Consider the following 23,142-nt stretch of genomic DNA (forward strand, 5'->3'; position numbering starts at 1 on the left):
CCCCATTAATTTTATTTGATAAATCGAGATAAATCTCCACGATTTATCGGAATCGCTTCTCGTTGTGGTTTCTGTGTAGCATCAACTATCATTTGTTTTCTTGTTTCTTGTTCATTGTCAGATAGGTGATCTTGTTCGTTGTTTAAAATTTGTTTGATTCCTTTTAAGTTAAAACCTTTTTCATTCAGTCTTTTTATCTCTAAAAGGCGATCCAAATCATTTAACGAAAAAAGTCGTTTATTTCCTTCTGATCTTTCTGGCTTAATCAGTTCATGTGTTTCATAATAACGAACTTGTCTAGCGCTTAATTCGCTTAATTTTGTAACAACACTCATAGAGAAGACTGGCATGTTGCGTCTTATCGTATCTTTTGACTCCAATCCAATCACCTCTATTTTTGAACTTGTATATAATTTAGCATAATTAATAAATGATTTCAAAAATATGTTAGGTTTTCTAACATCAGCAGTTAATCCTTGATACGAACAGTTTTAAGCAATGTTCTTTATTTTATAACATTGAATATTCCAAAAAATCTTAAAATTAAATAAAAAATCCACATGATAATCCCGTTTCACTCAAAATATAAATTACATAAGTGAACACGCGAATCATTGTGGATTTAATTTATCTTAAATTTGTTGTTGTAATTTTTGTGCAGCTCTTGCCACAGCTAGTTTAACATGTTCATATGTCAAACCGCCTTGCACATAAGCTTCATATGGTGGTCTAATGGGACCATCCGCTGATAATTCAATTGAAGATCCTTGAATAAAAGTACCGGCCGCCATAATCACATCGTCTTCATACCCTGGCATATATGAAGGTTCAGGACTGAAATGTGCATTGATAGGAGATGCTTCTTGAATACTTTGACAAAATTGAATCATTTGTTCTTTTGTATCAAATGCAACTGTTTGAATTAAATCTGTTCTCAGTTCATTGTATCTTGGTGTTGTGCGCATATTCATTTTTTCTAATAATAAGCTTGTAAATAACGCGCCTTTTAAGCTCTGGCTTACAACATGAGGTGCTAAGAAAAACCCTTGGTACATTTCTTGCAAGGAATATAATGAAGCACCGGCTTCTTTTCCAATACCAGGTGCTGTTAAACGATATCCACATCTTTCAACTAATGCAGCTTTTCCAACAATATATCCGCCGATTTTAGCCAGTCCGCCGCCCGGGTTTTTAATTAATGAACCTGCCATTAAATCAGCACCACATTCAATAGGTTCACGTTTCTCAACAAATTCTCCATAACAATTATCAACAAAGACAATCACTTCCGGATGTTTCGCTTTGATTTGATTAATAGCTCTTTCAATTTTTGCTAAATCAATAGATGGTCGTTGATCATAACCTTTAGAACGTTGAATCGCAATGACTTTAGTTTGAGGTTTAATATTATTTAAAACAGCGTCAATATCAATGTCATCTTGTTTTAAATCCACTTTACTGTATGCAATACCATGTTCTTTTAAACTTTCTATACCATTGCCATTGATGCCTATCACTTCTAATAATGTATCATATGGATTACCAGTAATATATAATAATTCTTCCCCATGTTTTAAGAGGCTTTGTAACGCAATAGTTATAGCATGTGTGCCAGATATAATCTGTGGGCGCACGATTGCGTCTTCTGCTTTAAATGTATGTGCATAAATTGCTTCTAAATGATCTCTACCAATATCATCGTAACCATAACCTGTGGTGCCGAGTAAATCACTTTCTGTTGCTTTAACAGCATGAAAAGCATCTAACACTTTTTCTTGATTTCTATAAGCTGTTGCTTCTATTTTCTTAAAATAGGGGTCTAACATCGTTTCAGTGTCTGCTATTAATTGCTCTATCTTCTCCATTACCCATTCTTCTTTCTATTCTTTTTTAAAACCTTTCACTTCATATGTTGCATCATCTTCATTAAAATTCAATTCTGAGACGAGTGTATGCTGTTTTAAGAAGTATAACCTATCAGCATTGTTGCTTGGCACACTTTCTTCATAATAAGTGAGCGCTGCTTTCACTTGCTCAATCAGCATTTGTTTCACTTTGTCTTTATCTTCATCATTTTTACTAGAAACAAAAACGGATGGTAAGTTCGTTGTGGGCAGTGGCCCCTCATGTAAATCTTTTTTATTAAATATAATTGCTTGTGGGATATGCCCCATGTCTAAGTCATCAACAATTCGATTGACAGTATCATATTGAACACGGTATTCTGGATGGCTACTATCAACCACATGCAATAACAAATCTGCGCCTTTCGCTTCTTCTAAGGTAGATTTAAAAGCAGCGATTAAAGTTGTGGGCAGTTTCTGTATAAAGCCAACAGTATCAGAAATAATTAAATTAAATCCCTCGTTAATTTGAATCTGTCTCGTTTTAGGATCCAATGTAGCAAATAATAAATTTTTTTCATAAGTCACTTCATCAGCTAATACATTAAACCATGATGATTTACCGGCGTTGGTATAACCAACAAGGGCTACTTGGAACACATTATTCTGTTCACGCTTATTACGATATCGTTCACGATGCTCAACAACTGTTTCTAATTGATGTTTGATTTCATTCATCCGCGTTCTAATGTGACGACGGTCCATTTCTAATTTGGTTTCACCTGGACCTCTTGTACCGATACCGCCACCTAAACGCGACAAGCTACGACCATGGCCTTGGAGGCGTGGTAATAAATAATCTAATTGCGCAAGCTCTACCTGTAATTTACCTTCCTTACTTCGCGCTCTCAATGCAAAGATTTCTAATATCAACTGTGTTCTGTCTATAATTTTGACATTCAGGTTACCATTCAATGTTTTTGACTGTGCCGTCGTCAATTCATCATTGGCTACTACAACGTCTATGTCATTCATTTCAACATATGCTTTTATATCTTCTAATTTTCCTTTACCTACGTAGTATTTATTATCAAAATGATTTCTATTTTGCGTAAACTGCGCTTGTACATTAAGTTGGCACGTTTCTGACAATGAAGCTAGTTCTTCCATTGTGGATTCAAAATCAAATACTTCATCGGATTGAGCATGAACTCCGACTAAAATGGCTGATTCTAATTCTTTTTTAGTCGTATGTGTGTGTTGTTGGCTCATAACATGCACCTCTTTCAAAGTTTTCTTAGCTATTCTATCATAGTGTTAATATAAAGACTATAAACTTAAATTATGTTAGATTAATAATAAGAGGTGACGCAATATGACTATATACGATATAGAAGTTCAGAAACCAAATGGAGAGACTTATAAATTAGAAGCATATAAAGATAAAGTACTGTTAATTGTTAACACTGCAAGTGAATGTGGTTTCACACCACAGTTTGAAGGCTTGCAAGCGTTATACGAAAATTATAAAGACCAAGGTTTCGTTGTTTTAGGTTTCCCATGCAACCAGTTTGGTGGTCAAGAACCAGGGACAGGGGAAGAAGCTACACAAAGTTGCAAAATCAATTATGGTGTGTCATTTCCAATGCACGAAAAAATTGACGTTAAAGGGGAAAATCAACATCCTTTATACCAATTCTTAACAGAACAACAAAATGGTTTCTTCAATGAAAAAATCAAATGGAACTTCACTAAATTTTTAATTGATAGAAATGGTAACGTAGTTAAACGTTTCTCTCCTCAAAAAAAACCAAGTCAAATTGAATCTGAAATTGAATCACTGCTTTAAACTTAACCAATTATGAATTAATTAAAAAAGCTACGCTTGATTATTAAAAATCAAGCGTAGCTTCTTATTATTTAAAGTATGCAAAATATATTGTTAGAAAAATTATGCTTCGTCAACTGTATCATCAATTGTAAATGTACTGATTGCATGTTTATAAATTAGATGTTGCTTACCTTGTGTTAATAAACAAACTAAGCTATCATCATAATCTTCAATAATTCCCTTCATTTGAAAACCATTAACTAAAAAAACAATGACTTTAGTTTGATCATTTTTAAATTGTCCTAGGAATTTATCTTGGATGTTTTCTGTTGTATTCATGTTATGTACTCCTTTTATTTATTTGGACTGAAACTTCATCTAACATCAATGAAAGTGACATTTTCTCTCTATCTAACCATACTACGTCGAGCTTGTTTTTGAACCAAGTCATTTGTCGTTTTGCATAATTTCTAGAATGCTTTTTCAATTTATTTGTTGCTTCATCTAGATTAGACTCATTTTTAATTACAGGTAACATCTCTTTATATCCGATAGCTTGCATACTTTGACAAGTTTCAAAACCATCTTCAACGAGTTGTTTCACTTCATTAAGTAATCCGCGTTCCAACATTATATCTACACGTTTATTAATTCTTTGATATAAAGTTTCGCGTGACATTTCTATCCCTATTAATAATGTATCATAATTCACCGTATATTGTTGACTTTTCTTACGAGAACTTAAAAGTTTTTTTGTTTTTAAGTAATATTCTATCGCTCTACGTACTCTTTTTCGATTGTTTGGGTGGATATTGTCAGCTGAGGCTTTATCAAACGAAGCTAAATAACCATGCAAATGTACATTAGAAAGTGAATCTAATTCACTTAAAGTTGCGTCTACGTATTTTTGTCTTTCTTCTGAAATAGCCTCATCTTCAAAGGCGTAATCATAAATTAATGATTGAATATATAAGCCAGTACCACCTACAATAATAGGTATACGCCCTCTATTGATAATTTCTTTTATTAATCGCTGTGCGCTTTTTTTGAAGTCATATGCAGAAAATGTTTCATTAGGTTCGAGCATATCTATCATATGATGCGGTATGCCCTCCATCTCACCTTCTGTTATTTTTGCTGTTCCGATATCCATATGTTTATAGACCTGCATGGAATCTCCGCTAATAATCTCACCGTTGAATTTTTTGGCTAGTTCAATACTTAATTCTGTTTTACCTACAGCCGTAGGACCCACCAACGCAACTATAAAAGGCTTGTCGCTATGCACTTGTATCAACTCTCTCTATTCTTTTTTAAAATTTGTTTCTCTATCCAATCATACATATGATGCCAAGTCGTTATGCTATCTCTTTCAAAAAGTACTTCATGCCTTTTATTTTTATATAAGTGAACTGTAATATGTTGAATATTACCCTTCTTATATAGTCTACCTAAATGTCTAATCCCTTTTCCATAATTACCTATGGCATCTTCTTTTCCTGAGATAAGTAAAATAGGCATTTCTGATTGCATTTTTTTTATATTTTTTAAACGGCTTGTCAGCAACATATGTTTGACAGTTTCATAAATTAATTGGTTTGAGACTAAAAATCCAGTATAAGGGTCTTTTTCAAATTTTTTAACTTCTTCAACATCGCTGGATAACCAATCACTATTAGATTTGTTGTTTTTAATATTTTTATTAAAGGATTTGTACATGATTTGATTTAACCATTTTAAACGACGTCGTTTCCCTGTTATTAAAGTGACTATTTTCAAACATATTTGTATTAACTTTCCTAAAAATTTTGGGTATTGCATTGTCCCAGATAAAATCATACCTTGTGCAACATCTGGATATTTCTGTGTAAATATTCTACTAACAATAGACCCCATAGAATGACCTAAAATAATATAAGGCGTATTTGTATCATTTGAATACAATGTTTGAGCAATTTCATAAGTATCGTCAGCTATATGCTCCATATTATCTATATGACCACGTTCAAACACTTCAATATCCTTACCATGACCTCTATGATTATGGCGTAACACATCATAACCTTGCTGATTCAGTGACTCAATAAGTGAATCATACCTGTCCATATGTTCTGCCATACCATGAAGTAGGTGGACGATGCCTACCCTTTCTTTTTTAGCTTTATTCAATTTAACTTCCAATGTTGTCCCATCTGCAACTGTGATTTTAAATTCATTTACACTCATGTTATAGCCTCCAAATCACACTTCGATTCACTCATCATATATTATACAATATAACTTCAAAATGTATTGTTTTCAAATACAATGCTAGTATGTATTTGAAAATGTGTAACCCTAAATTTTCTAATTTTAATATCGGACTAGAACAGAAACCGTATTTTTTCAAACGATTTCGCAGTCCGACGCAGACAAAAATAACTAAAAAATACAAATTATTATAGTTCAACCATAAATCGTATTAAAGTTAAAATGGTTACATCGACTAAAGCTCATTGCGAAAAGGCCGCTAACTCAATTAGTTCAGAAATAACACTTTACATTTTATGGTAATCATGCACTATCAATCTCATATTTAAAACCCAAGGCCTTTATCTATGTTCTAACTTAACTCATAAAAAGCACCATGCTTTTTGTAGCATAAAACGGTGATGAAATAAACACTTTTTTAACTGCGGCATATCTGAAAGAATAACATGGTCTTGAAACTTAATGTTCAAGACACACTCGCAGCAATAATACAAAGTATCATTATAAAATAAACCCCAAAAAGATTTCGTTAACTAGAAATCCTTTTGGGGCTAAATTTTGGGATTTATGTCCCAGATAGTTTTATTTTGAGTGTAGGCATTTATACTCCCTAACTAGCTCTCATATCAGTCATTTAAATATTATTTTTCTTATTCTTTTACTGCGGGTTGATTGTTGCCTGTTTGTGCTTCGTCAATGGCAGTTTGAAGTTCTTTTGTAAATAGTTCTTTTTGAACGTCTGTGTAGCCAAGTAACTCAGCCATTACATTAATAACTTGATCTTTATAATTTAATACATCGTCAATTTTGAAATATAGTTTGCCTGTACGGCGAATAAAGAAATCTGTTGGACGGTGAACCATTTCATTTTGAATAGAATAAATCAATTCAGTATAAATATCTAATGGCAAACCAGAATCTTGATATTGTGCTGTTTGTGCAATTTTGAATAATTCTTCTGCATTTGAACCATATTTAGTAGCAAAATGACGTGCAGTTGCGTCATCAATTTGATAAGCTTTTGCATCTTCTACTTTTTTATCTATGAAGTCGCTAAAGTTAGCACTGCCACCAACATCTCCACCTGAAATAGGTAAATGTTTGGTAGCACATTTATCAAATTTCATACCATATTCTGTTTTTAAGCGTTTAGATAATAAATCTACAATTTCTAACGCCATATGACGATAGCCTGTTAATTTACCACCGGCGATAGTTAATAGCCCTGATTTACCTTCCCAAACTTCGTCTTTACGAGAAATTTCTGAAGGGTCTTTTCCTTGTTCTAAAATCAATGGTCTTACGCCAGCCCATGAAGATTCAATATCTTCATCAGCTACATTTACATCTGGGAACATATAATTAATTGCCTCAATTAAATAATCTCTATCTTCTTGTGTAGCTAATGGCGATGTTTTATCATTATCATAGAAAGTATCTGTTGTGCCTACATAAGCTTTGCCTTCACGAGGAATAGCAAAAATCATACGTCCATCTTTTTCAGTGTCAAAATACACTGCTTGACCTAATGGGAATTTAGATTGATCAATAACAATATGCACACCTTTTGTTAAACGTAATTGTTTATTATTACGCGCATAATCGCCACTACGTACTTCATCTACCCATGGCCCACTTGCGTTGATTACTTTTTTAGCTTTAATTGGGTAAGTTTCTCCGCTAATTTGATCTTCGGCGTGAATACCATTTACCTGTTCGTTTGAATCATACGTGAAGTGTATTGATTTAGTATGGTTAATTACGGTTGCACCTTTTTCAGCTGCACGCTTCATTACTTCAATTGTTAAACGAGCGTCATCAGTACGGTATTCCACGTATGAGCCGCCACCTTTTAAGCCTGATTTTTTAACAAGCGGTTCTTTTGCTAATGTTTCTTTAGCATTTAACATTGTTTTACGTTCTGATTTTTTTACACCTGCTAATCTATCATATAAAGCTAGGCCAATAGAAGTAGTGAATTTGCCCATTGAACCGCCCTTATGCATTGGTAATAGCATGCGTTCTGGTGTTGTTACATGAGGACCATTTTCGTATACAATCGCACGTTCTCGACCAGTTTCAGCTACCACACCAACTTGTAGTTGTTTTAAATAACGTAAACCACCATGAACTAATTTTGTTGAACGTGAACTAGTGCCTTGTGCAAAATCTTGCATTTCAACTAATGCAACCTTCATACCTCTTTGTGTTGCATCTAAAGCGATGCCTGCACCTGTAATTCCGCCACCAATAATCACAACGTCAAATGTATCATTTTTTAACTCTTTCTTAATCTGTTCTCTTTTCAAAGTTGATAAACTCATAAATCTAGCGCCTCCTAGTAATAATAAAAAAAGAGAGACCTATCCCATACATATATTATTGTACGAACAGAGTCTCTCATTTCTCATCTCGGTATTATTAACTTACCCTTATTATAGCATAAAAAACTAAATAAAGTCTAATTCTTTTATGCTTCATCTAATTTAAAGACTTGTGTTGCTTCTACAGCTTTTTTCCAGCCTTTATATAATTTATTTCTTTCTTCTTCTTCCATATCTGGATTAAACTCTTTCTCAAGTTTCCAACGATTAGCAATTTCATCTTTGCTATTCCAGAAGTCGACAGCTAAACCTGCTAAATAAGCTGCACCTAGAGCTGTGGTTTCGTTGATTTCAGGTCGTTCAACGCTCACATTTAACAGGTCTGATTGGAATTGCATGATAAAGTTGTTTTTTACAGCACCTCCGTCAACGCGCAGATTGTTGACAGTAATATCAGAATCTTTTTCCATTGCTTCAAGTACATCACGTGTTTGATAGCATAATGATTCTAATGTAGCACGGATAAAATGTTCTTTTTCTGTACCACGAGTTAAACCAAAGATAGCACCTCGCGCGTCAGCATCCCAGTATGGCGTTCCTAATCCAACGAAAGCAGGCACAACATAAACACCTTCAGTTGATTCTACACGTTCTGCGTAGTTCTCTGATTGTGGTGCAGAGTTAATCATTCGCAAGCCATCTCTTAACCATTGGATGGCTGAACCTGAAACAAAAATAGAACCTTCCAGTGCATAGTTAACCTTACCATCTAGGCCATATGCAATGGTTGTTAATAGTCCACTTTTAGATGCTACGGCTTCTTCGCCTGTATTCATCAACATGAAGCCACCTGTGCCATATGTGTTTTTAACATCGCCTCGTTCAAAACACGCTTGACCAAATAATGCTGCTTGTTGGTCGCCTGCGATACCAGCAATTGGGACTTCTTGGCCAAAGAAATGATAGTCAATTGTATTTGCATAAACTTCGCTAGATTCTTTAACTTCAGGTAACATAGAGTTTGGAATTTCTAAAATGTCTAGTAATTCTTGATCCCATTCTAAATCATGGATGTTATAAATTAATGTACGGCTTGCATTCGTGTAATCAGTAATATGTGCATTACCACCTGATAATTTCCAAACTAACCATGAATCGATGGTACCGAATAATAAATCTCCATTATCAGCTTTTTCTCTTGCTCCATCCACGTTATCTAGTATCCATTTAACTTTTGTTCCTGCAAAATAAGGATCTAATAAAAGGCCTGTTTTTTCACGGAATTTGTCTTCTAAACCTTGTTCTTTTAAATCTTGACAGATGCTTTGTGTTTGGCGTGATTGCCACACAATTGCATGGTAAATGGGTCTAGATGTTTTTTTGTCCCACACGACTGTAGTTTCACGTTGGTTTGTAATACCGATGCCTGCAATCTGCTCTGCGCCCACGTTTTCTTCATTTAAAACTTCAGCCATAACTGCTAAAACTGATGTCCATATTTCGTTTGCATCATGTTCTACCCATCCTGATTTAGGAAAATATTGTTTAAATTCGCGTTGTGCGACTCCTTTTATTTTACCTTCTTGGTCAAAAAGAATGGCTCTTGAACTCGTAGTGCCTTGATCGATTGACAAAATATATTTTTCCATAATTATTATCTCCCTCTTCTAATGTTAGTAAAACGAATTACTTATGTAATCCAAATTTACATGCATACTTTCACTGTACCCATTTTTAACTGATTCACACAACAAACATCTAATGGTAAACCAACTAAAATATTATCTGTTAACAGTTTAACGTATATTCTATATAGATTAAATATAATTAATATATAGATTCAATGCCTTTTGCATTTTTTGCTTTATTTAAAGTGACACCTAACACAAGTGTAATAATCAATAATACAATTGCAATTACTGATAACGTATCAAATGCACCTTTATAGAATAATCTATAAATTACAGCACCAATCATACCACCAGTTATTGGTCCTAATACTGGCACGATTGCATATGACCAATTAGAACCACCCTTACCTGAAATCGGTAAAATCGCATGAGCAATACGAGGCCCCAAATCACGGGCAGGATTGATCGCATAACCAGTTGGTCCACCCAAACTTAACCCAATTGCGACGATTAAGCTACCAACGATTAATGGATTTAATCCATCAGCTATTTTATTCATACCAATGAATAATAGACCCATAGTTAAAACGCCAGTACCAATAATTTCACTCATAAAATTGGCGAAATAGTTTTTAATTGCAGGCGCTGTAGAAAACACAGCCAACTTAGTATCTTGGTCTTCTGTTGCTTTCCATTGCGCTAAATACATTAACCAAACTAAAACGCCACCAACAACGCCGCCAAGTATTTGACAAATAATATAACCAGGTACCATTCCCCAACTAATTGCTCCGTCCATCGCAAAAGCCAAGGTGACAGCGGGATTCAAATGGGCGCCAGAAATTTCTCCTACTGCATAAACGCCCATCGTTACGCCTAGACCCCATCCTGTAGCGATAACAATCCAATCTGCACCATTACCATTACTTCTTTTCAAATTGACATTGGCAACAACGCCGCCGCCTAATAACACAAGTATTGCTGTTCCCAAAAATTCAGCAAAATATACACTCATAAAGACTCCTCCTAAAATAAGACAGGGAGATCCCTACAATTATACCCAGTTTCGAACCACCGGCTTAATGACTGTAGAAATCTCCCATCTCTGTTCTAAATATTAACTTGAGTTCATCTTACACCGATGTTGTAAGCGTTGTCAAATCTTTTCGTGAAAAACTTGTCACAATTTAATTTGATTGTACGCCGCTATCATTGATACTAAATTGGCCTGTTAAAGCGTTTATTTCTGCCGTTAAGCCATAAGGTATCATATGTTTAGGCTCATTGTGGCCAAATGATAAATTATAAAAAACTGTCATTTTAGGATTATTACATTTTGAGATAATTTCTAAAATTTCTTTTTTGTAACTTTCATAGTATATATTGTTAAAAGGTTTCCCAAAGAGCATACCATTTATGCGTTCTAAAATTCCTTTCTTCAACAATTGCTCTAAATATGCTGAGAACACTTTTGGTGTCGGTGTATCTTCTGATGTTTCTAAAAATAATATGGCGTTATTAAAATTTTCTAAATCAGGAAAAAACGAGGTGCTCATTAAATCCACAAACGTTTCTAAATTACCTCCCACAAGTTTGCCACTAACCTTTTGATTACCATTTAATACTTCAAGGCCTTTTTGCTTTAAAATGGGTCTTGAAATAGCTTTGTTTTTAATATCCCATTCTAACCCGTAAGGCCTAATATAGTTTGCTGTTTTTATTTCACCTATTTCATTTGAAGTAAACCAACATTTTCTAATATTCTCTACCGTATAAGAATCCATTTCGACATTTTCTGCAAAATCAGTTAATAATGCCTGGCCATAGAAACTGACTACGTTCATTTTATAAAACATTAAATGTATCGTTGTAGTATCTGAATAGCCACTAAATATTTTAGGATTTGCAGCAATAGTTTTTAAATCGACGTAAGGTGAAATTCGTCTAGCATCCTCTCCACCAATACAAGAAATAATGGCTTTGACCTCTTGGTCTTTGAGCGCTTCATTTAGATCTTCAGCGCGACATTCTGGATGCTCACGGACATATGCTAAGCCCTTAAGCGCATGCGGCATCACTTTTACATTTAATCCAAATTCATTTTCTAAGCGTTGGACCCCTTGATTAGTCCTCCATAAAATTTCAGCTTCGCCAGCTAAACCAGAAGATAAAGAAACAATCGCTACAGTATCGCCTTTCTTTAATTTACTAGGTTTTATTATGATGATCATCTCCTTAATAGGTAGTTATCATTATTTAGACCGAAAATAGATTCTTATAAAAAACTCCCTCGCCATCATTTTGATACGTTTCAATATCTCATGGAGAGGAAGCAGCACGATTAATGAATTTTATAATCTATACACTTTGTTTTTATTTAAGCACATTCATATCTTTATTTACCATAATAAGCGGTCGCTCGTGGTGATATGTTTAGCGCCATTCTCAATTGCAATATCGACTTCTTCTTTACTATTAATCAATCCACCAGCGATCACTGAAGTATTCGTTTCTTCGTTAATAATCCTAATCGCTTTTGTAGCGACACCTGGTAACACTTCAACAAAATCAGGCTCCACACGTTTAATTAATTCTATACTTCTAGACAGCGCATGGCTATCTAATACAAATACTCTAAAAACAGTTATAGTATTTAATGATTTCGCTTTATTAATCACTTTAGTTTTCGTTGAAACAATCCCTTTCGGGTGGTAATTTTGGATAATATATTCACAAGCATACTCATCATGGCTCATGCCTTTTATTAAATCGATATGCATATAAGTTTCTATATGATGTTTATTTAATAAATCCATAATGCTTTTGACATGCCCAATATGTGCATCCAACATCACACATTCTTTATAATCAGTCTTCGTCAATTTTTCTAGATCTTTCATTGACCTTACTGCTGGTAAAATATGTGGTTTCAATACGACGCCCTCCTTAAATAATGCGTTTAAACAAGCGCTCTAATTCATAATTTGAAAAATTAATGATAATGGGTCTTCCATGCGGACAAGTAAACGGGTCTTCTGTTTCTCTTAATTGATTAACTAAATCAGCCATTTCATTATTTTTTAAATAATGATTTGCTTTAATAGATTTTTTGCAACTCATCATAATTGCAGCTTCTTCACGAATTTTCTTAACATCTACTTTTTTATGCTCTAGTACGTATTCGATCATATCTTTTATAATTTCTTCCGCTTCTTGTTTTGGAAACCAAACTGGATAGCTATCAACAATGTAGTCATGCCCACCAAATGGTTCTAAATGTACGCCTACTTTATCCAATTCTCCTTTATATTGGTTGATAATCATCAGCTCATCTTTTGAAAAATGGAAGGTCAATGGAATCAATAGGTTTTGGCTTTCATTTGCAACATCACCAATTTTCTCTCTGAAATATTCATACTTTATGCGTTCTTGAGCGGCGTGTTGATCAATCATAAACATGCCATTTTCATTTTGCGCTATAATATAAGTCCCATGTACTTGGCCAACAATTTCCATATAAGGTACTCTACGAGACGACGTACCCCCCACAGGCTCTTTGATATCCTTATTGATATTGCTTTCTGAAAAATGATTTCCATGCGTCGTTGTTTCTTCATTATTACTTACGCCTTTTGTCTCCATATCATCAAGTATTTCGTTTTGTGCTTTTTTGTATTCATCATAACCATTTGCGGATTCTTGAATACTATCAGGAAAGGTATCCGTTAAATTGGAATAGTTCAATTGATGTTCATCGTTTAAAACGTTATTGTTTTCAGATGATACGTTATGGTGCTCTAGTGTGTTAGGGTTCGGGGTATTGTGTTGTTGACGTTTTTCAAATTCCATTTTCTGTTGTTCAAACTTATCTAACACTTTATGCTTCTTCGTCATTTTATCCATATCATTTTGAGGGATTAAAATTCTATTTTTAAAAGCTTCATGAATTTTTTCAACAATGAGTTCATAAAGTTGATCCTCTTTTGATAATCTAACTTCTAGCTTGGTCGGATGAACGTTTACATCTACAAGTATAGGGTCCATTTCAATGTTGATATAACATATTGGGTACCTACCAATCATCAACAAAGTATGATATCCCTCTAAAATCGCTTTATTTAATAAAAAGTTTTTAATATATCTCCCATTAATAAAAATAGAAATATAGTGTTTATTACTTCTAGAATGCTCTGGTTTAGCGAAATAAGCATCTAAATGATAATCACTTGTATCTCCAGTAACATGGACTAAGTCTTTCGCAACTTTCATACCATAAATTTCCGCCATAACTTCATTGGTTCTACCAGATCCATTTGTTTTTATAATAGTCTTGCCATCTGAAACCAACGAAATACGAATATCTGGATGACTCATCGCCATTCGATTAACAATATCTGTTATTTTACCGAGTTCGGTATATAGACTTTTAATATATTTTAAGCGTGCTGGCGTGTTATAAAATAAAGATTCCACTAAAATATCTGTGCCGCGCTTGGCTTTTGCTGGCTTTTGGTTTAAAACCTCGCCATTTTCTACATAAACTTCTTGTCCTTCTTGGTTATCTGTACAAGTTTTTAAAGTCACTTTAGAAACTGACGAAATACTGGCCAATGCCTCACCACGAAAGCCTAACGTACGAATATGAAACAAATCGTCGTCTACATCTAATTTGCTTGTTGCATGTCGATGAAATACTAAATCTAAATCGTCGATTTCTATACCAGTTCCATTATCAACCACACGAATAGAAGCTACACCAGATTGTTCTACTTCTATATTAATTTCAGTCGCTTGTGCATCTATGGCGTTTTCTAATAATTCTTTCACGACAGAACCAGGTCGTTCAACCACTTCTCCAGCTGCGATTTTATTTGCTAATGATGTCTGTAACTCTTTTATTTTACCCATTGGATGACTTCACCTCTACTTTAACTGATTTTGCAATTCACTTAGTTTTACTAGGGCTTCTATTGGCGTCATAGTTGATAAATTTAATTGTTTAATTTCACTTTCTACTTCACTTTGTTTTACAGGGGTTTCAAACAAATCAAATGCAGCTTGTTCAAATTGAGATTGAGTGTCATCCTGTACTTTTTCTTTATAAGTCATTGCACTTTCTTCTACTAAATCATCTTCTAGAGGTTGTGCATCTATCCCATTTTTAATGAGATTTACTTCTTCATTCGTCGCTTGTTTTTGCGTATTATGCTCTTCAAAAGCATCTAAAATAACCTGCGCACGTGAAATCACTTCGTCAGGTAAATCAGCTAATTTAGCTACTTGTATACCATAACTATCATCTACAGCGCCATCTTTAACTTTATGCAAGAAGATAAGTTCACCTTTATATTCATTTGCAGCCACGTGTACATTTTTTAAACTTGATAATGACTGATCTAACGCTGTTAATTCATGATAATGCGTTGAAAACAAAGTCTTAGCATGTGAAGTATGTGCAACATACTCAATCATTGCTTGTGCTAACGCTAAACCGTCATAAGTAGATGTACCTCTTCCGATTTCATCAAAGATAATCAAGCTATTTTCTGTGGCATTTGCAAGTGCTTTTTGTGCTTCAAGCATCTCTACCATAAATGTACTTTTACCGGAAACAAGGTCATCGGCTGCACCAATTCTCGTAAATATTTGGTCAAATACTGGTAGCGTAGCTGATTCACATGGTACATAAGCACCCATCTGTGCCATGATGCTTATGATAGCTACTTGTCTCATGTAAGTAGATTTACCAGACATGTTAGGGCCAGTAATTAAGTAAATAAAGGTGTCTTGATCTAATTTACAATCATTTGGTACATAATCATTGTGGTTCATTACACGTTCTACAACTGGATGTCTAGAATTTGTCAATTCTAACGTTTTATTTTCACTAAATGAAGGTCTAGCATAATTGTATTTTTGTGCTATTTCAGCAAAACTTTGTAAACAGTCAAGTTCAGAAATAACTTTCGCTTGTTTTTGTAAACGTTCGGTGTAGGTCTTGATTTGTTCACGTAATTGGACAAACAGTTGATATTCTAATTCTATTGCTTTATCTTCAGCGCCTAATATCATGTCTTCTTTTTCTTTTAATTCATCAGTAATAAAGCGCTCCGCATTTGATAATGTCTGTTTACGATGATAACCATATGCCGCAGGGTCAAAGCCATGTAAATTGGCTCTTGTGATTTCAATAAAATATCCAAAGACTTTATTAAAACTAATTTTCAGCGATTTAATTCCTGTTCGTTGACGCTCCTTAGTCTGTAGTTCAGCTAACCAAGACTTACCATTTTTAGATGCTTCCAAGTATTCATCAAGTGTCTCGTTAAATCCTTGCTTGAATAATCCACCTTCTTTCACAGAAATTGGTGGTTCTTCTTTGAGACTGTTTTCTAATAGTGCTAGTAATTCATCTAAAGGCTCTAATGCATTAAATTGTGCTGTCGTTTTAGTATCTAAGCTGTCTAATAACTGTTTAATATTGGGTATTTCAGAAATGGAATGTTTAAGTTGAATTAAATCTCTCGCATTTACATTGCCATAACTTACACGACCAACCAAACGTTCAATATCATAAACTTGATTTAAATGTTCTCTTAAGGTATCTCTCTCTATAAAATAATCAATAAACTGTGTCACTGTATCTAGTCGTGATTCAATTTGGTTTTTGTGAATTAATGGTCTATCAATCCATTGTTTTAATCTTCTAGCGCCCATTGGCGTTTTAGTTTCATCCATCAACCATAACAGTGTACCTTTTTTACTTTTAAGCCGTATACTTTCTGTTAATTCTAAATTACGCTTTGCATAAAAATCCATTTTCATAAAATCGACAGCTTCATATTGAACTACGCTTTCAATATGGGATAAATCTCGTTTTTGCGTATGGAAAACATAATCAAGTAATAGTTGCGTAGCGTTAAATAGTGGTAGGTCATTATTTGTATTAATGTTATATTGTGCATCAGATATTTCAGATAAAACCGTAATTGTTTCTGTTGTTAAGCTAATTTGTCTTTTTAATACCTCACTAATCGGTGCGTTTACAACTATTTCATTTGGATTAATTGTTGTAATTTCATTGATTAATGTAGCATTATCATCAAATGATGTAACTTTTAATTCACCAGTGGATACGTCACAATAACTTAGCGCATAAACTCCATTAATTTGGACAAAGCTCAAAATATAATTGTTCTGTTTTTCGTCAACGCCGCCTTGATCCATGACTGTCCCTGGTGTAACAATTCTTACGACTTCACGCTTTACCATACCTTTAGTTTGTCTAGGGTCTTCCATTTGTTCACAAATAGCAACTTTATATCCATTATTGATTAATGTTTCAATATAACCATCTGCAGAATGATACGGCACCCCACACATAGGAATCGGGTTTTCTTTTTTAGCATCACGTTTTGTTAAAGTTATTTCAAGTACTCTTGAAGCTTCTTTGGCATCTTCATAAAACATTTCATAAAAATCGCCTAACCTAAAAAATAATAAACAATCTTGATATTGTGACTTTATTTTTAAGTATTGTTGCATCATTGGAGTTTGATTCGTCATTTAATATTTCACAATCCTTCTATTAGTTTCTTACTTTGATTTATACTTATTTCAAACTATCAATTTCTTATGTATGATTCGTCGTTATGTTATTTTAAAAGCTTATTACTTTATATGACTTATTTCTATATCTTTTACACGCTACGTTTTTGTAGGAACACAATTATGATTAACATTTTACAGCTCATTTAACTCTTAAATTTTAACATAACTTTAGCTTTTACGCCTATGCTTACAAGTTATATAAGTTTCTAAGCTATTATCAATTTGATATAACAAACAAACGAGATTAAGCCTCATAGTCATATAAAAGTATTTAATTACAACATTGCATTATAATTAATACTTTTATATGTCCAAAGTAATGAAACTTAATCTCGTCATATTTATAAGAAACGTTTTAAAATACCTTTTCTTTTCATAGTCATCAATATGATATAACTGATGATGGCACCAATGACACTTGATGCGATAAATGCTACCATGAGTGGCTTAACAGCAAAATTCGTAAAGCCAAGTATCCACGCTAACGGTATACACATGATACTGCCAATAATACCTGTCCCTATTACCTCGCCAATCGCTGCCATAAAGAGATGTTTTCGATAATAATAAAATCCACTTGCTAATAATACGCCAACAATACTACCAGGAAATGCAAAGAAACTACCTGTTCCGAAAAGCATTCGGAGTATTGACGATATAAACGCCTGTGCCAAACCAAACCAAGGTCCAACAAATACTGCACATAAAACATTGATTAAATGTTGTATAGGTGCTGCTTTTATGGGCCCTAATGGAATGACTATAATACTACTTAGAACTATATTAATAGCTATAAATATGGCAGTTAATGTTAATTTTCTAGTCTTCATAGCGTTCATTTCCTTTCTACAAGCAGATTACGTATTAATCTTCGCCTTGTTGATTCTGATTTAAACGGTTTGACATCGTGCTGATCATCATTTGTAATAATTCATTTGCTTCAGATTGTGATTCTCTAAATTCTTCTACGATAGGTATAACATTGATGTCTTGCTCAATGTCTTCAATCTTACCTTCAGATTGGCGTAATGCTTCATGTTTGCCATAGTTCTGTAGGTTAACAGATTGTTTTTGGGTTCTTTTTAAATCTTTCATACGCGTTTCAATATTTTTATTGTGATGGATTTGTTGTTCTATAGCTTGATAATCTTTTACTGTATCTAATGACTTAATGCGTTGGCTTAGTAACTCCGCTTCAGCTAATATTTCATCTTTTTCATACATTATTGTGTCACCACTGCTTTGTCACTAACACTTAAAAATGTGCCATTTAATGAAAATTGTTTAGCTTCATCAATTTTGACATCCACAATTTTTCCAATCATATCTTTGGGTGCTTTAAAATTAACAAGTTTATTTTTATTTGTATAGCCTGCTAGTACAGTGTCATCTTTTTTACTAGCACCTTCACAAAGCACTTGTACAGTTTGCCCTTCATATTGGTTCATAGCTTGTTCTGAATATTGAGCTACTTTTTGATTTAATTGTTGTAAGCGTTCTTTTTTCACATCTAAAGGAACGTTATCTTTCATTTTAGCTGCTGGTGTACCATCTCTTTGTGAATAAATATAAGTATATGCATGTTCAAACTCAACTTCGTCATATAGCGTTAATGTTTCTGCAAATTGCTCATCTGTCTCATTTGGATAGCCGACAATAATATCTGTAGTTAACGCAACGTTAGGTATTCTAGTTTTTATTCTATCTACTAAATCTAAATAGCTTTCTCTAGTATATTTACGACCCATTATTTTAAGTACAGCATTATTTCCTGATTGTACTGGTAAATGAACATGTGGCACGATATTTCCACCATTAGCGATAACTTCGATCATGCGGTCAGTAAAGTCCCACGGGTGACTTGTTGTAAATCGAACTCTTGGTATATCAATTTTTGAAATATCTTCCAATAGATCACCCAGTCCATATGTTAAATCATCGATATCTTTACCGTATGAGTTTACGTTTTGACCTAATAATGTAATTTCTTGATATCCTTGGCGGGCCAAATCTCTGACTTCGTCAATAATATCTCCAGGTCTTCTACTACGTTCTTTCCCTCTAGTAAATGGAACGATACAATATGTACAGAATTTGTCACAACCATACATGATATTTACCCAAGCTTTAATATTACCTTTTCTAACTTTTGGTAAATTTTCTATGACATCGCCTTCTTTAGACCAAACTTCGACAACCATTGCTTTTGATAAATAAGCTTCTTCAAGAATTTCAGGTAATCGGTGTATATTATGTGTACCAAAAATCATATCTACATTTTGATATGATTTTAATATTTTATTAACTACAGATTCTTCTTGTGACATACAACCACAAACACCGATAACTGTCTCAGGTTTCTCTTTTTTTAAATGTTTTAAATTTCCTATTTCACTAAAAACTTTGTTTTCTGCATTTTCTCGGATAGCACACGTATTGATTAAAATAACGTCCGCTTCATTTATCTCCTCTGTTGGTTGATAACCTAAAGCCCCCAAAATACCTGCCATAACTTCTGTATCATGCGCATTCATTTGGCAACCATATGTTTTGATTAAAAAGGTTTTACCTTTCCCCATATTACGGTATTTTTCATCTATTTGGAAATCACGATTATAGTGTACTTCTTCTTTACCACGTTTACGTGCTTCTTTTAAACTTGGTGGTTGGTAAACATGTTCAAAATACTTACTATAATCTTTTGTCTTCTTATCGCGTTCGGCTAAAACATCTATAGAAGTACGCTTTCTTTGTTCTTCATTCACGCTAACAAAACCCTTTCTATATCATAAAAACTATGAACAAACGTCTAAACATATGCCTTATTTCCGTATATTGCAGCCGAGTTGTTCAAAGTTCCATAACTTTATCTATAATCATTACTTCATTATATTAAATTTAACTCTAAAGTGCAAAAAGTCTTATAAATAAATAAAAACCGATTCAACAGCTTTTGTGTGTCGAATCGGTTGAATTTGTATTGTATATTCTTAAATTTCGTCATATTTCCCAGTGAGTGTCTCAATTGTAATACCTTCAGGGACATGGTAAAACTTAACTTGACTTATTGTACTTGGCACTTCTAATTCAACCATACGTTCGTTTAATTTTTGAATTAAGATTAAACATTCATTCATCTCGCCTTGTACTGTTGTTTCCAATGGTCCAACTCTATAGGATAGACCAGAATCATCAATGACTTTGATTGCTTCATCTACGTAAGGCACAACGTCTGCACCATTAGCAGTTTTAGGAATAATTTGAACACTCATTAAAGTATCATGCATACCGCTTCAGCCCCTTTTAATCATTTGTTTATATTTCAGTTTATCAAATATGAGGATAAAGGTATACATATTAACTACCAAACTGTTTTATATTTATCTCTACATTCATTAAAAATCTTCATTTATTTGTGTCATCATCATCATTTTAGCAACCATACCGCCATTTGATGCAGCATCTATTAATTGGCCTGCAAAGTTATCTTTTGTTTCTCCAGCTATATATATACCTTCAACAGATGTTTCTCCAAAAGGTGAAATTTCAATTTTGTCATTTTCATCACGCTTTATACTTAAGTTTTCTAAAAAACTGAAATGTGTATCCCAATCCATCTTAGTAAATGCGCCCTCAACTTTGACGGTTTTCTCATTAGCTAACTTAATAGCGTCTAAGTCGCCATTATCTCCAATAAATTGAGTAATAGGTTCCGTATATAAATCGATGCCTTTTTTATCAAGGATGACTTTGTCTTCTAAAGCAATGTTATTTTCACCATTTGTAAAAACGATCAGTTTTTTTGAAAAATTGCTTAACAGTTTAACCATATGAATCATCATTTCATCCGCATAAATAATGGCCAATGTTCTATTGCGCATTTCATAACCATCGCACCAAGGACAATAAAATATAGATTGCCCATAAAACTCATTAAAACCTGAGATATTAGGTCCTTTTTCCCTTAATCCCGTAGCAATTAATACTTGTTTTGCTTTAAAGGAACGGCGTTGCGTAACAATTTCAAAGCCTGTTGCACATTGCTGAATATCTAATACACTATCTTCTAAAAATGACACATCTTCATATTTGGCAACATCTCGCTTAGCCTTTTGCTTAAACTCAATTGGTGAAATGCCATCCTGTGTTAAGTAACTGTGCGACTCATTAGTCACTCTATTCCGTGGTTTGTCTTCATCTATCACTAATGTACGTTTCATACCTCTACCAAAGTTTAATGCTGCGCTTAAACCAGCTGGTCCTCCACCAATAACGATTACTTCATAATCCATTTCATTTCCTCCTTTAAGCCTTTTATAGATTCTTAATATCTACAAAATATCTAATAATATAAGAACTTAGTATTACACTAAGTTCTTTAAAGTTTTTCGTTCTAAATTATTTATTAAAGTACTTTCGGCTTCGTCCATTATTGTTTTAATTGGGCAACCATCGCCATGACTAAAACTATCTTCTAACAAACTTTGTTTACCATCTATTGTTACGATAATTTCATAAATTGAAACGTTTTGCCAACCCTCTTTCAGTTGGTAGCCACCCTTAGCACCACTATTGGCTGAAATAATATTCGCTTTTACTAGACGTGTTAATATTTTAGATAAATAAGTAGTAGACACTTTTAATGCTGAAGCTAAATCTTGGACAGGAATTCTTTTTGAATCTCCATTACTTTTTATCATAAATAATAATGCATGTAATGCATAATCTGTTGCTTTTGAACATTTCATGAGTGATCAACTTCCTATTATAGATATTATAAGTCTATAATATCTTATGAAGATGTCTTTTGCAATAATTATTTACGATGTGCATTAAAATTAGCTGTTAAAATTTAGTTGAATCCTTGTTGATAAAAATTCATGGCTAAAATAATTGCTTCAGTAAATTCACTCATGGTTGAAGACCAGTTGTCTCGATTTTCCCTATCATAAAGGTTGTACTTCTTATTTTTAAAGAAACTTTTTCTAAGCTTAGCTGTAAGTTCTAATTGTACGCCAGCTTTGTTTTGGTTACAATTAACAAAATTATCATCATGCATACCAGAAATATGAGCTGGCGCATCTTTAACAATAATGTCGATTTCAGATAGTCGCTTTTTAATGTGTTTTATTAAACTTTTATCTTTCCCTCCAATATATACTTCTGGTGTGTCACCCATACAACCATGCACAGAGATAGTGTATCGATGATTTTTAATCATTTCCAACAGTTTAGGTTCATCAAAATGCCTAGACGTGACATGAAGTTTATTATTTTTATTTTTTCGTACGCCTTTAAATGTGTAAAAACTATAGTTCCCTTTTTCGCTAATAGATTGAGCAATTTCAGTAGTACCACGTTCAATAGCGCCGCCATGGACTGCAGTTATTATGACTGGATGTTTCATTTGTCTTGTACTAATTTCCCAATCTATACCTTCAATTGTATGAGACAATAATTCACTCATTGAATTAAATTGGTCTATCATGTCGTTCCCTCCAAAATATCTAACGCTACTTAACTCATATGATACTATAAACTTTACTATTATATAAATTAATTTCATTAAAAAAGCTGATCCTATACGATATTGGAAAACTTCTTAATCCATTAACGTAAGTAATCAGCTTACATATACATATTATTATTTA

Annotated in this window: 21 protein-coding genes; 1 reads left to right on the plus strand and 20 read right to left on the minus strand. The window is 33.5% G+C overall.

Going from position 1 to position 23,142, the window contains the following annotated elements:
- Nucleotides 1–11: 11 nt before the first annotated feature.
- The 3 genes from IEU88_RS07225 to hflX form a co-directional block, all read right to left on the minus strand.
- Nucleotides 12–380, minus strand: coding sequence for a MerR family transcriptional regulator (locus tag IEU88_RS07225; RefSeq protein ID WP_170006890.1), 369 nt, complete (start codon nt 378–380; stop codon nt 12–14).
- A gap of 252 nt (nt 381–632) precedes the next feature.
- Nucleotides 633–1,865: a methionine gamma-lyase family protein gene (locus tag IEU88_RS07230; protein ID WP_103373139.1), complete on the minus strand. Its 1,233-nt coding sequence runs from the start codon at nt 1,863–1,865 to the stop codon at nt 633–635.
- Between the two features lie 15 nt (nt 1,866–1,880).
- On the minus strand, nt 1,881–3,116 hold the full coding sequence (gene hflX / locus IEU88_RS07235; protein WP_103373140.1) for a GTPase HflX: 1,236 nt from the start codon (nt 3,114–3,116) through the stop codon (nt 1,881–1,883).
- A gap of 103 nt (nt 3,117–3,219) precedes the next feature.
- Here hflX and IEU88_RS07240 point away from each other — a divergent pair, with 103 nt between their 5' ends.
- Nucleotides 3,220–3,693, plus strand: coding sequence for a glutathione peroxidase (locus IEU88_RS07240; RefSeq protein ID WP_096809991.1), 474 nt, complete (start codon nt 3,220–3,222; stop codon nt 3,691–3,693).
- Nucleotides 3,694–3,795: 102 nt separating this feature from the next.
- On the opposite strand, the gene hfq is transcribed toward IEU88_RS07240, so the two are convergent.
- From hfq to IEU88_RS07325, 17 genes are all read right to left on the minus strand, one after another.
- On the minus strand, nt 3,796–4,014 hold the full coding sequence (gene hfq / locus IEU88_RS07245; RefSeq protein WP_096809993.1) for an RNA chaperone Hfq: 219 nt from the start codon (nt 4,012–4,014) through the stop codon (nt 3,796–3,798).
- Between the two features lies 1 nt (nt 4,015).
- Nucleotides 4,016–4,963, minus strand: a complete 948-nt coding sequence (miaA, locus tag IEU88_RS07250) for a tRNA (adenosine(37)-N6)-dimethylallyltransferase MiaA (protein ID WP_103373145.1) — start codon at nt 4,961–4,963, stop codon at nt 4,016–4,018.
- A gap of 5 nt (nt 4,964–4,968) precedes the next feature.
- The gene (locus IEU88_RS07255; RefSeq protein ID WP_103373141.1) at nt 4,969–5,901 is read right to left on the minus strand and encodes an alpha/beta hydrolase; all 933 of its coding nucleotides are present in this window, start codon (nt 5,899–5,901) and stop codon (nt 4,969–4,971) included.
- Nucleotides 5,902–6,575: 674 nt separating this feature from the next.
- Complete coding sequence (locus tag IEU88_RS07260; RefSeq protein WP_096809998.1) at nt 6,576–8,249, minus strand: glycerol-3-phosphate dehydrogenase/oxidase; 1,674 nt, start codon at nt 8,247–8,249, stop codon at nt 6,576–6,578.
- A gap of 146 nt (nt 8,250–8,395) precedes the next feature.
- Nucleotides 8,396–9,898 carry a glycerol kinase GlpK gene (glpK, locus tag IEU88_RS07265; RefSeq protein WP_103373142.1) on the minus strand — a complete coding sequence of 501 codons (1,503 nt, stop codon included), beginning with the start codon at nt 9,896–9,898 and terminating at the stop codon, nt 8,396–8,398.
- 178 nt (nt 9,899–10,076) lie between these two features.
- On the minus strand, nt 10,077–10,895 hold the full coding sequence (locus IEU88_RS07270; RefSeq protein ID WP_096810002.1) for an MIP/aquaporin family protein: 819 nt from the start codon (nt 10,893–10,895) through the stop codon (nt 10,077–10,079).
- Between the two features lie 172 nt (nt 10,896–11,067).
- Nucleotides 11,068–12,102: a S66 family peptidase gene (locus tag IEU88_RS07275; RefSeq protein ID WP_103373146.1), complete on the minus strand. Its 1,035-nt coding sequence runs from the start codon at nt 12,100–12,102 to the stop codon at nt 11,068–11,070.
- Between the two features lie 177 nt (nt 12,103–12,279).
- Complete coding sequence (locus IEU88_RS07280; protein WP_096810004.1) at nt 12,280–12,813, minus strand: glycerol-3-phosphate responsive antiterminator; 534 nt, start codon at nt 12,811–12,813, stop codon at nt 12,280–12,282.
- Nucleotides 12,814–12,826: 13 nt separating this feature from the next.
- The gene (mutL, locus tag IEU88_RS07285) at nt 12,827–14,788 is read right to left on the minus strand and encodes a DNA mismatch repair endonuclease MutL (RefSeq protein WP_103373143.1); all 1,962 of its coding nucleotides are present in this window, start codon (nt 14,786–14,788) and stop codon (nt 12,827–12,829) included.
- A gap of 15 nt (nt 14,789–14,803) precedes the next feature.
- A complete protein-coding gene (mutS, locus tag IEU88_RS07290) occupies nt 14,804–17,446 on the minus strand; it encodes a DNA mismatch repair protein MutS (RefSeq protein WP_103373144.1) in 2,643 nt (880 codons plus the stop codon).
- Nucleotides 17,447–17,832: 386 nt separating this feature from the next.
- Entirely contained in the window at nt 17,833–18,321 is a 489-nt protein-coding gene (gene thiW / locus IEU88_RS07295) for an energy coupling factor transporter S component ThiW (RefSeq protein ID WP_103373192.1), read from the minus strand.
- A gap of 34 nt (nt 18,322–18,355) precedes the next feature.
- Nucleotides 18,356–18,715, minus strand: coding sequence for a YlbF/YmcA family competence regulator (locus tag IEU88_RS07300; RefSeq protein ID WP_096823876.1), 360 nt, complete (start codon nt 18,713–18,715; stop codon nt 18,356–18,358).
- On the minus strand, nt 18,715–20,256 hold the full coding sequence (miaB, locus tag IEU88_RS07305) for a tRNA (N6-isopentenyl adenosine(37)-C2)-methylthiotransferase MiaB (RefSeq protein WP_096810014.1): 1,542 nt from the start codon (nt 20,254–20,256) through the stop codon (nt 18,715–18,717). Before miaB ends, IEU88_RS07300 begins: the two co-directional genes overlap by 1 nt.
- A 225-nt stretch (nt 20,257–20,481) precedes the next feature.
- Complete coding sequence (locus tag IEU88_RS07310) at nt 20,482–20,778, minus strand: thiamine-binding protein (protein WP_096810016.1); 297 nt, start codon at nt 20,776–20,778, stop codon at nt 20,482–20,484.
- Nucleotides 20,779–20,886: 108 nt separating this feature from the next.
- A complete protein-coding gene (locus IEU88_RS07315) occupies nt 20,887–21,783 on the minus strand; it encodes an NAD(P)/FAD-dependent oxidoreductase (protein WP_103373193.1) in 897 nt (298 codons plus the stop codon).
- 72 nt (nt 21,784–21,855) lie between these two features.
- Nucleotides 21,856–22,239, minus strand: coding sequence for an RrF2 family transcriptional regulator (locus IEU88_RS07320; protein ID WP_096810020.1), 384 nt, complete (start codon nt 22,237–22,239; stop codon nt 21,856–21,858).
- 104 nt (nt 22,240–22,343) lie between these two features.
- On the minus strand, nt 22,344–22,979 hold the full coding sequence (locus IEU88_RS07325; protein ID WP_103373194.1) for a poly-gamma-glutamate hydrolase family protein: 636 nt from the start codon (nt 22,977–22,979) through the stop codon (nt 22,344–22,346).
- Nucleotides 22,980–23,142: the final 163 nt, after the last annotated feature.

The organism is Staphylococcus nepalensis, from assembly GCF_014635045.1.
In the GTDB taxonomy this organism is placed as follows: Bacteria; Bacillota; Bacilli; order Staphylococcales; family Staphylococcaceae; genus Staphylococcus; species Staphylococcus nepalensis.

What these genes read in the sequence shown, in the direction of transcription:
- IEU88_RS07230 (WP_103373139.1), bottom strand. Translation starts at nt 1,865, where the DNA reads ATGGAGAAGATAGAGCAATTAATAGCAGACACTGAAACGATGTTAGAC.
- hflX (WP_103373140.1), bottom strand. Translation starts at nt 3,116, where the DNA reads ATGAGCCAACAACACACACATACGACTAAAAAAGAATTAGAATCAGCC.
- IEU88_RS07240 (WP_096809991.1), top strand. Translation starts at nt 3,220, where the DNA reads ATGACTATATACGATATAGAAGTTCAGAAACCAAATGGAGAGACTTAT.
- hfq (WP_096809993.1), bottom strand. Translation starts at nt 4,014, where the DNA reads ATGAATACAACAGAAAACATCCAAGATAAATTCCTAGGACAATTTAAA.
- IEU88_RS07255 (WP_103373141.1), bottom strand. Translation starts at nt 5,901, where the DNA reads ATGAGTGTAAATGAATTTAAAATCACAGTTGCAGATGGGACAACATTG.
- IEU88_RS07260 (WP_096809998.1), bottom strand. Translation starts at nt 8,249, where the DNA reads ATGAGTTTATCAACTTTGAAAAGAGAACAGATTAAGAAAGAGTTAAAA.
- glpK (WP_103373142.1), bottom strand. Translation starts at nt 9,898, where the DNA reads ATGGAAAAATATATTTTGTCAATCGATCAAGGCACTACGAGTTCAAGA.
- IEU88_RS07270 (WP_096810002.1), bottom strand. Translation starts at nt 10,895, where the DNA reads ATGAGTGTATATTTTGCTGAATTTTTGGGAACAGCAATACTTGTGTTA.
- mutL (WP_103373143.1), bottom strand. Translation starts at nt 14,788, where the DNA reads ATGGGTAAAATAAAAGAGTTACAGACATCATTAGCAAATAAAATCGCA.
- mutS (WP_103373144.1), bottom strand. Translation starts at nt 17,446, where the DNA reads ATGACGAATCAAACTCCAATGATGCAACAATACTTAAAAATAAAGTCA.
- thiW (WP_103373192.1), bottom strand. Translation starts at nt 18,321, where the DNA reads ATGAAGACTAGAAAATTAACATTAACTGCCATATTTATAGCTATTAAT.
- IEU88_RS07300 (WP_096823876.1), bottom strand. Translation starts at nt 18,715, where the DNA reads ATGTATGAAAAAGATGAAATATTAGCTGAAGCGGAGTTACTAAGCCAA.
- IEU88_RS07310 (WP_096810016.1), bottom strand. Translation starts at nt 20,778, where the DNA reads ATGCATGATACTTTAATGAGTGTTCAAATTATTCCTAAAACTGCTAAT.
- IEU88_RS07315 (WP_103373193.1), bottom strand. Translation starts at nt 21,783, where the DNA reads ATGGATTATGAAGTAATCGTTATTGGTGGAGGACCAGCTGGTTTAAGC.
- IEU88_RS07320 (WP_096810020.1), bottom strand. Translation starts at nt 22,239, where the DNA reads ATGAAATGTTCAAAAGCAACAGATTATGCATTACATGCATTATTATTT.
- IEU88_RS07325 (WP_103373194.1), bottom strand. Translation starts at nt 22,979, where the DNA reads ATGATAGACCAATTTAATTCAATGAGTGAATTATTGTCTCATACAATT.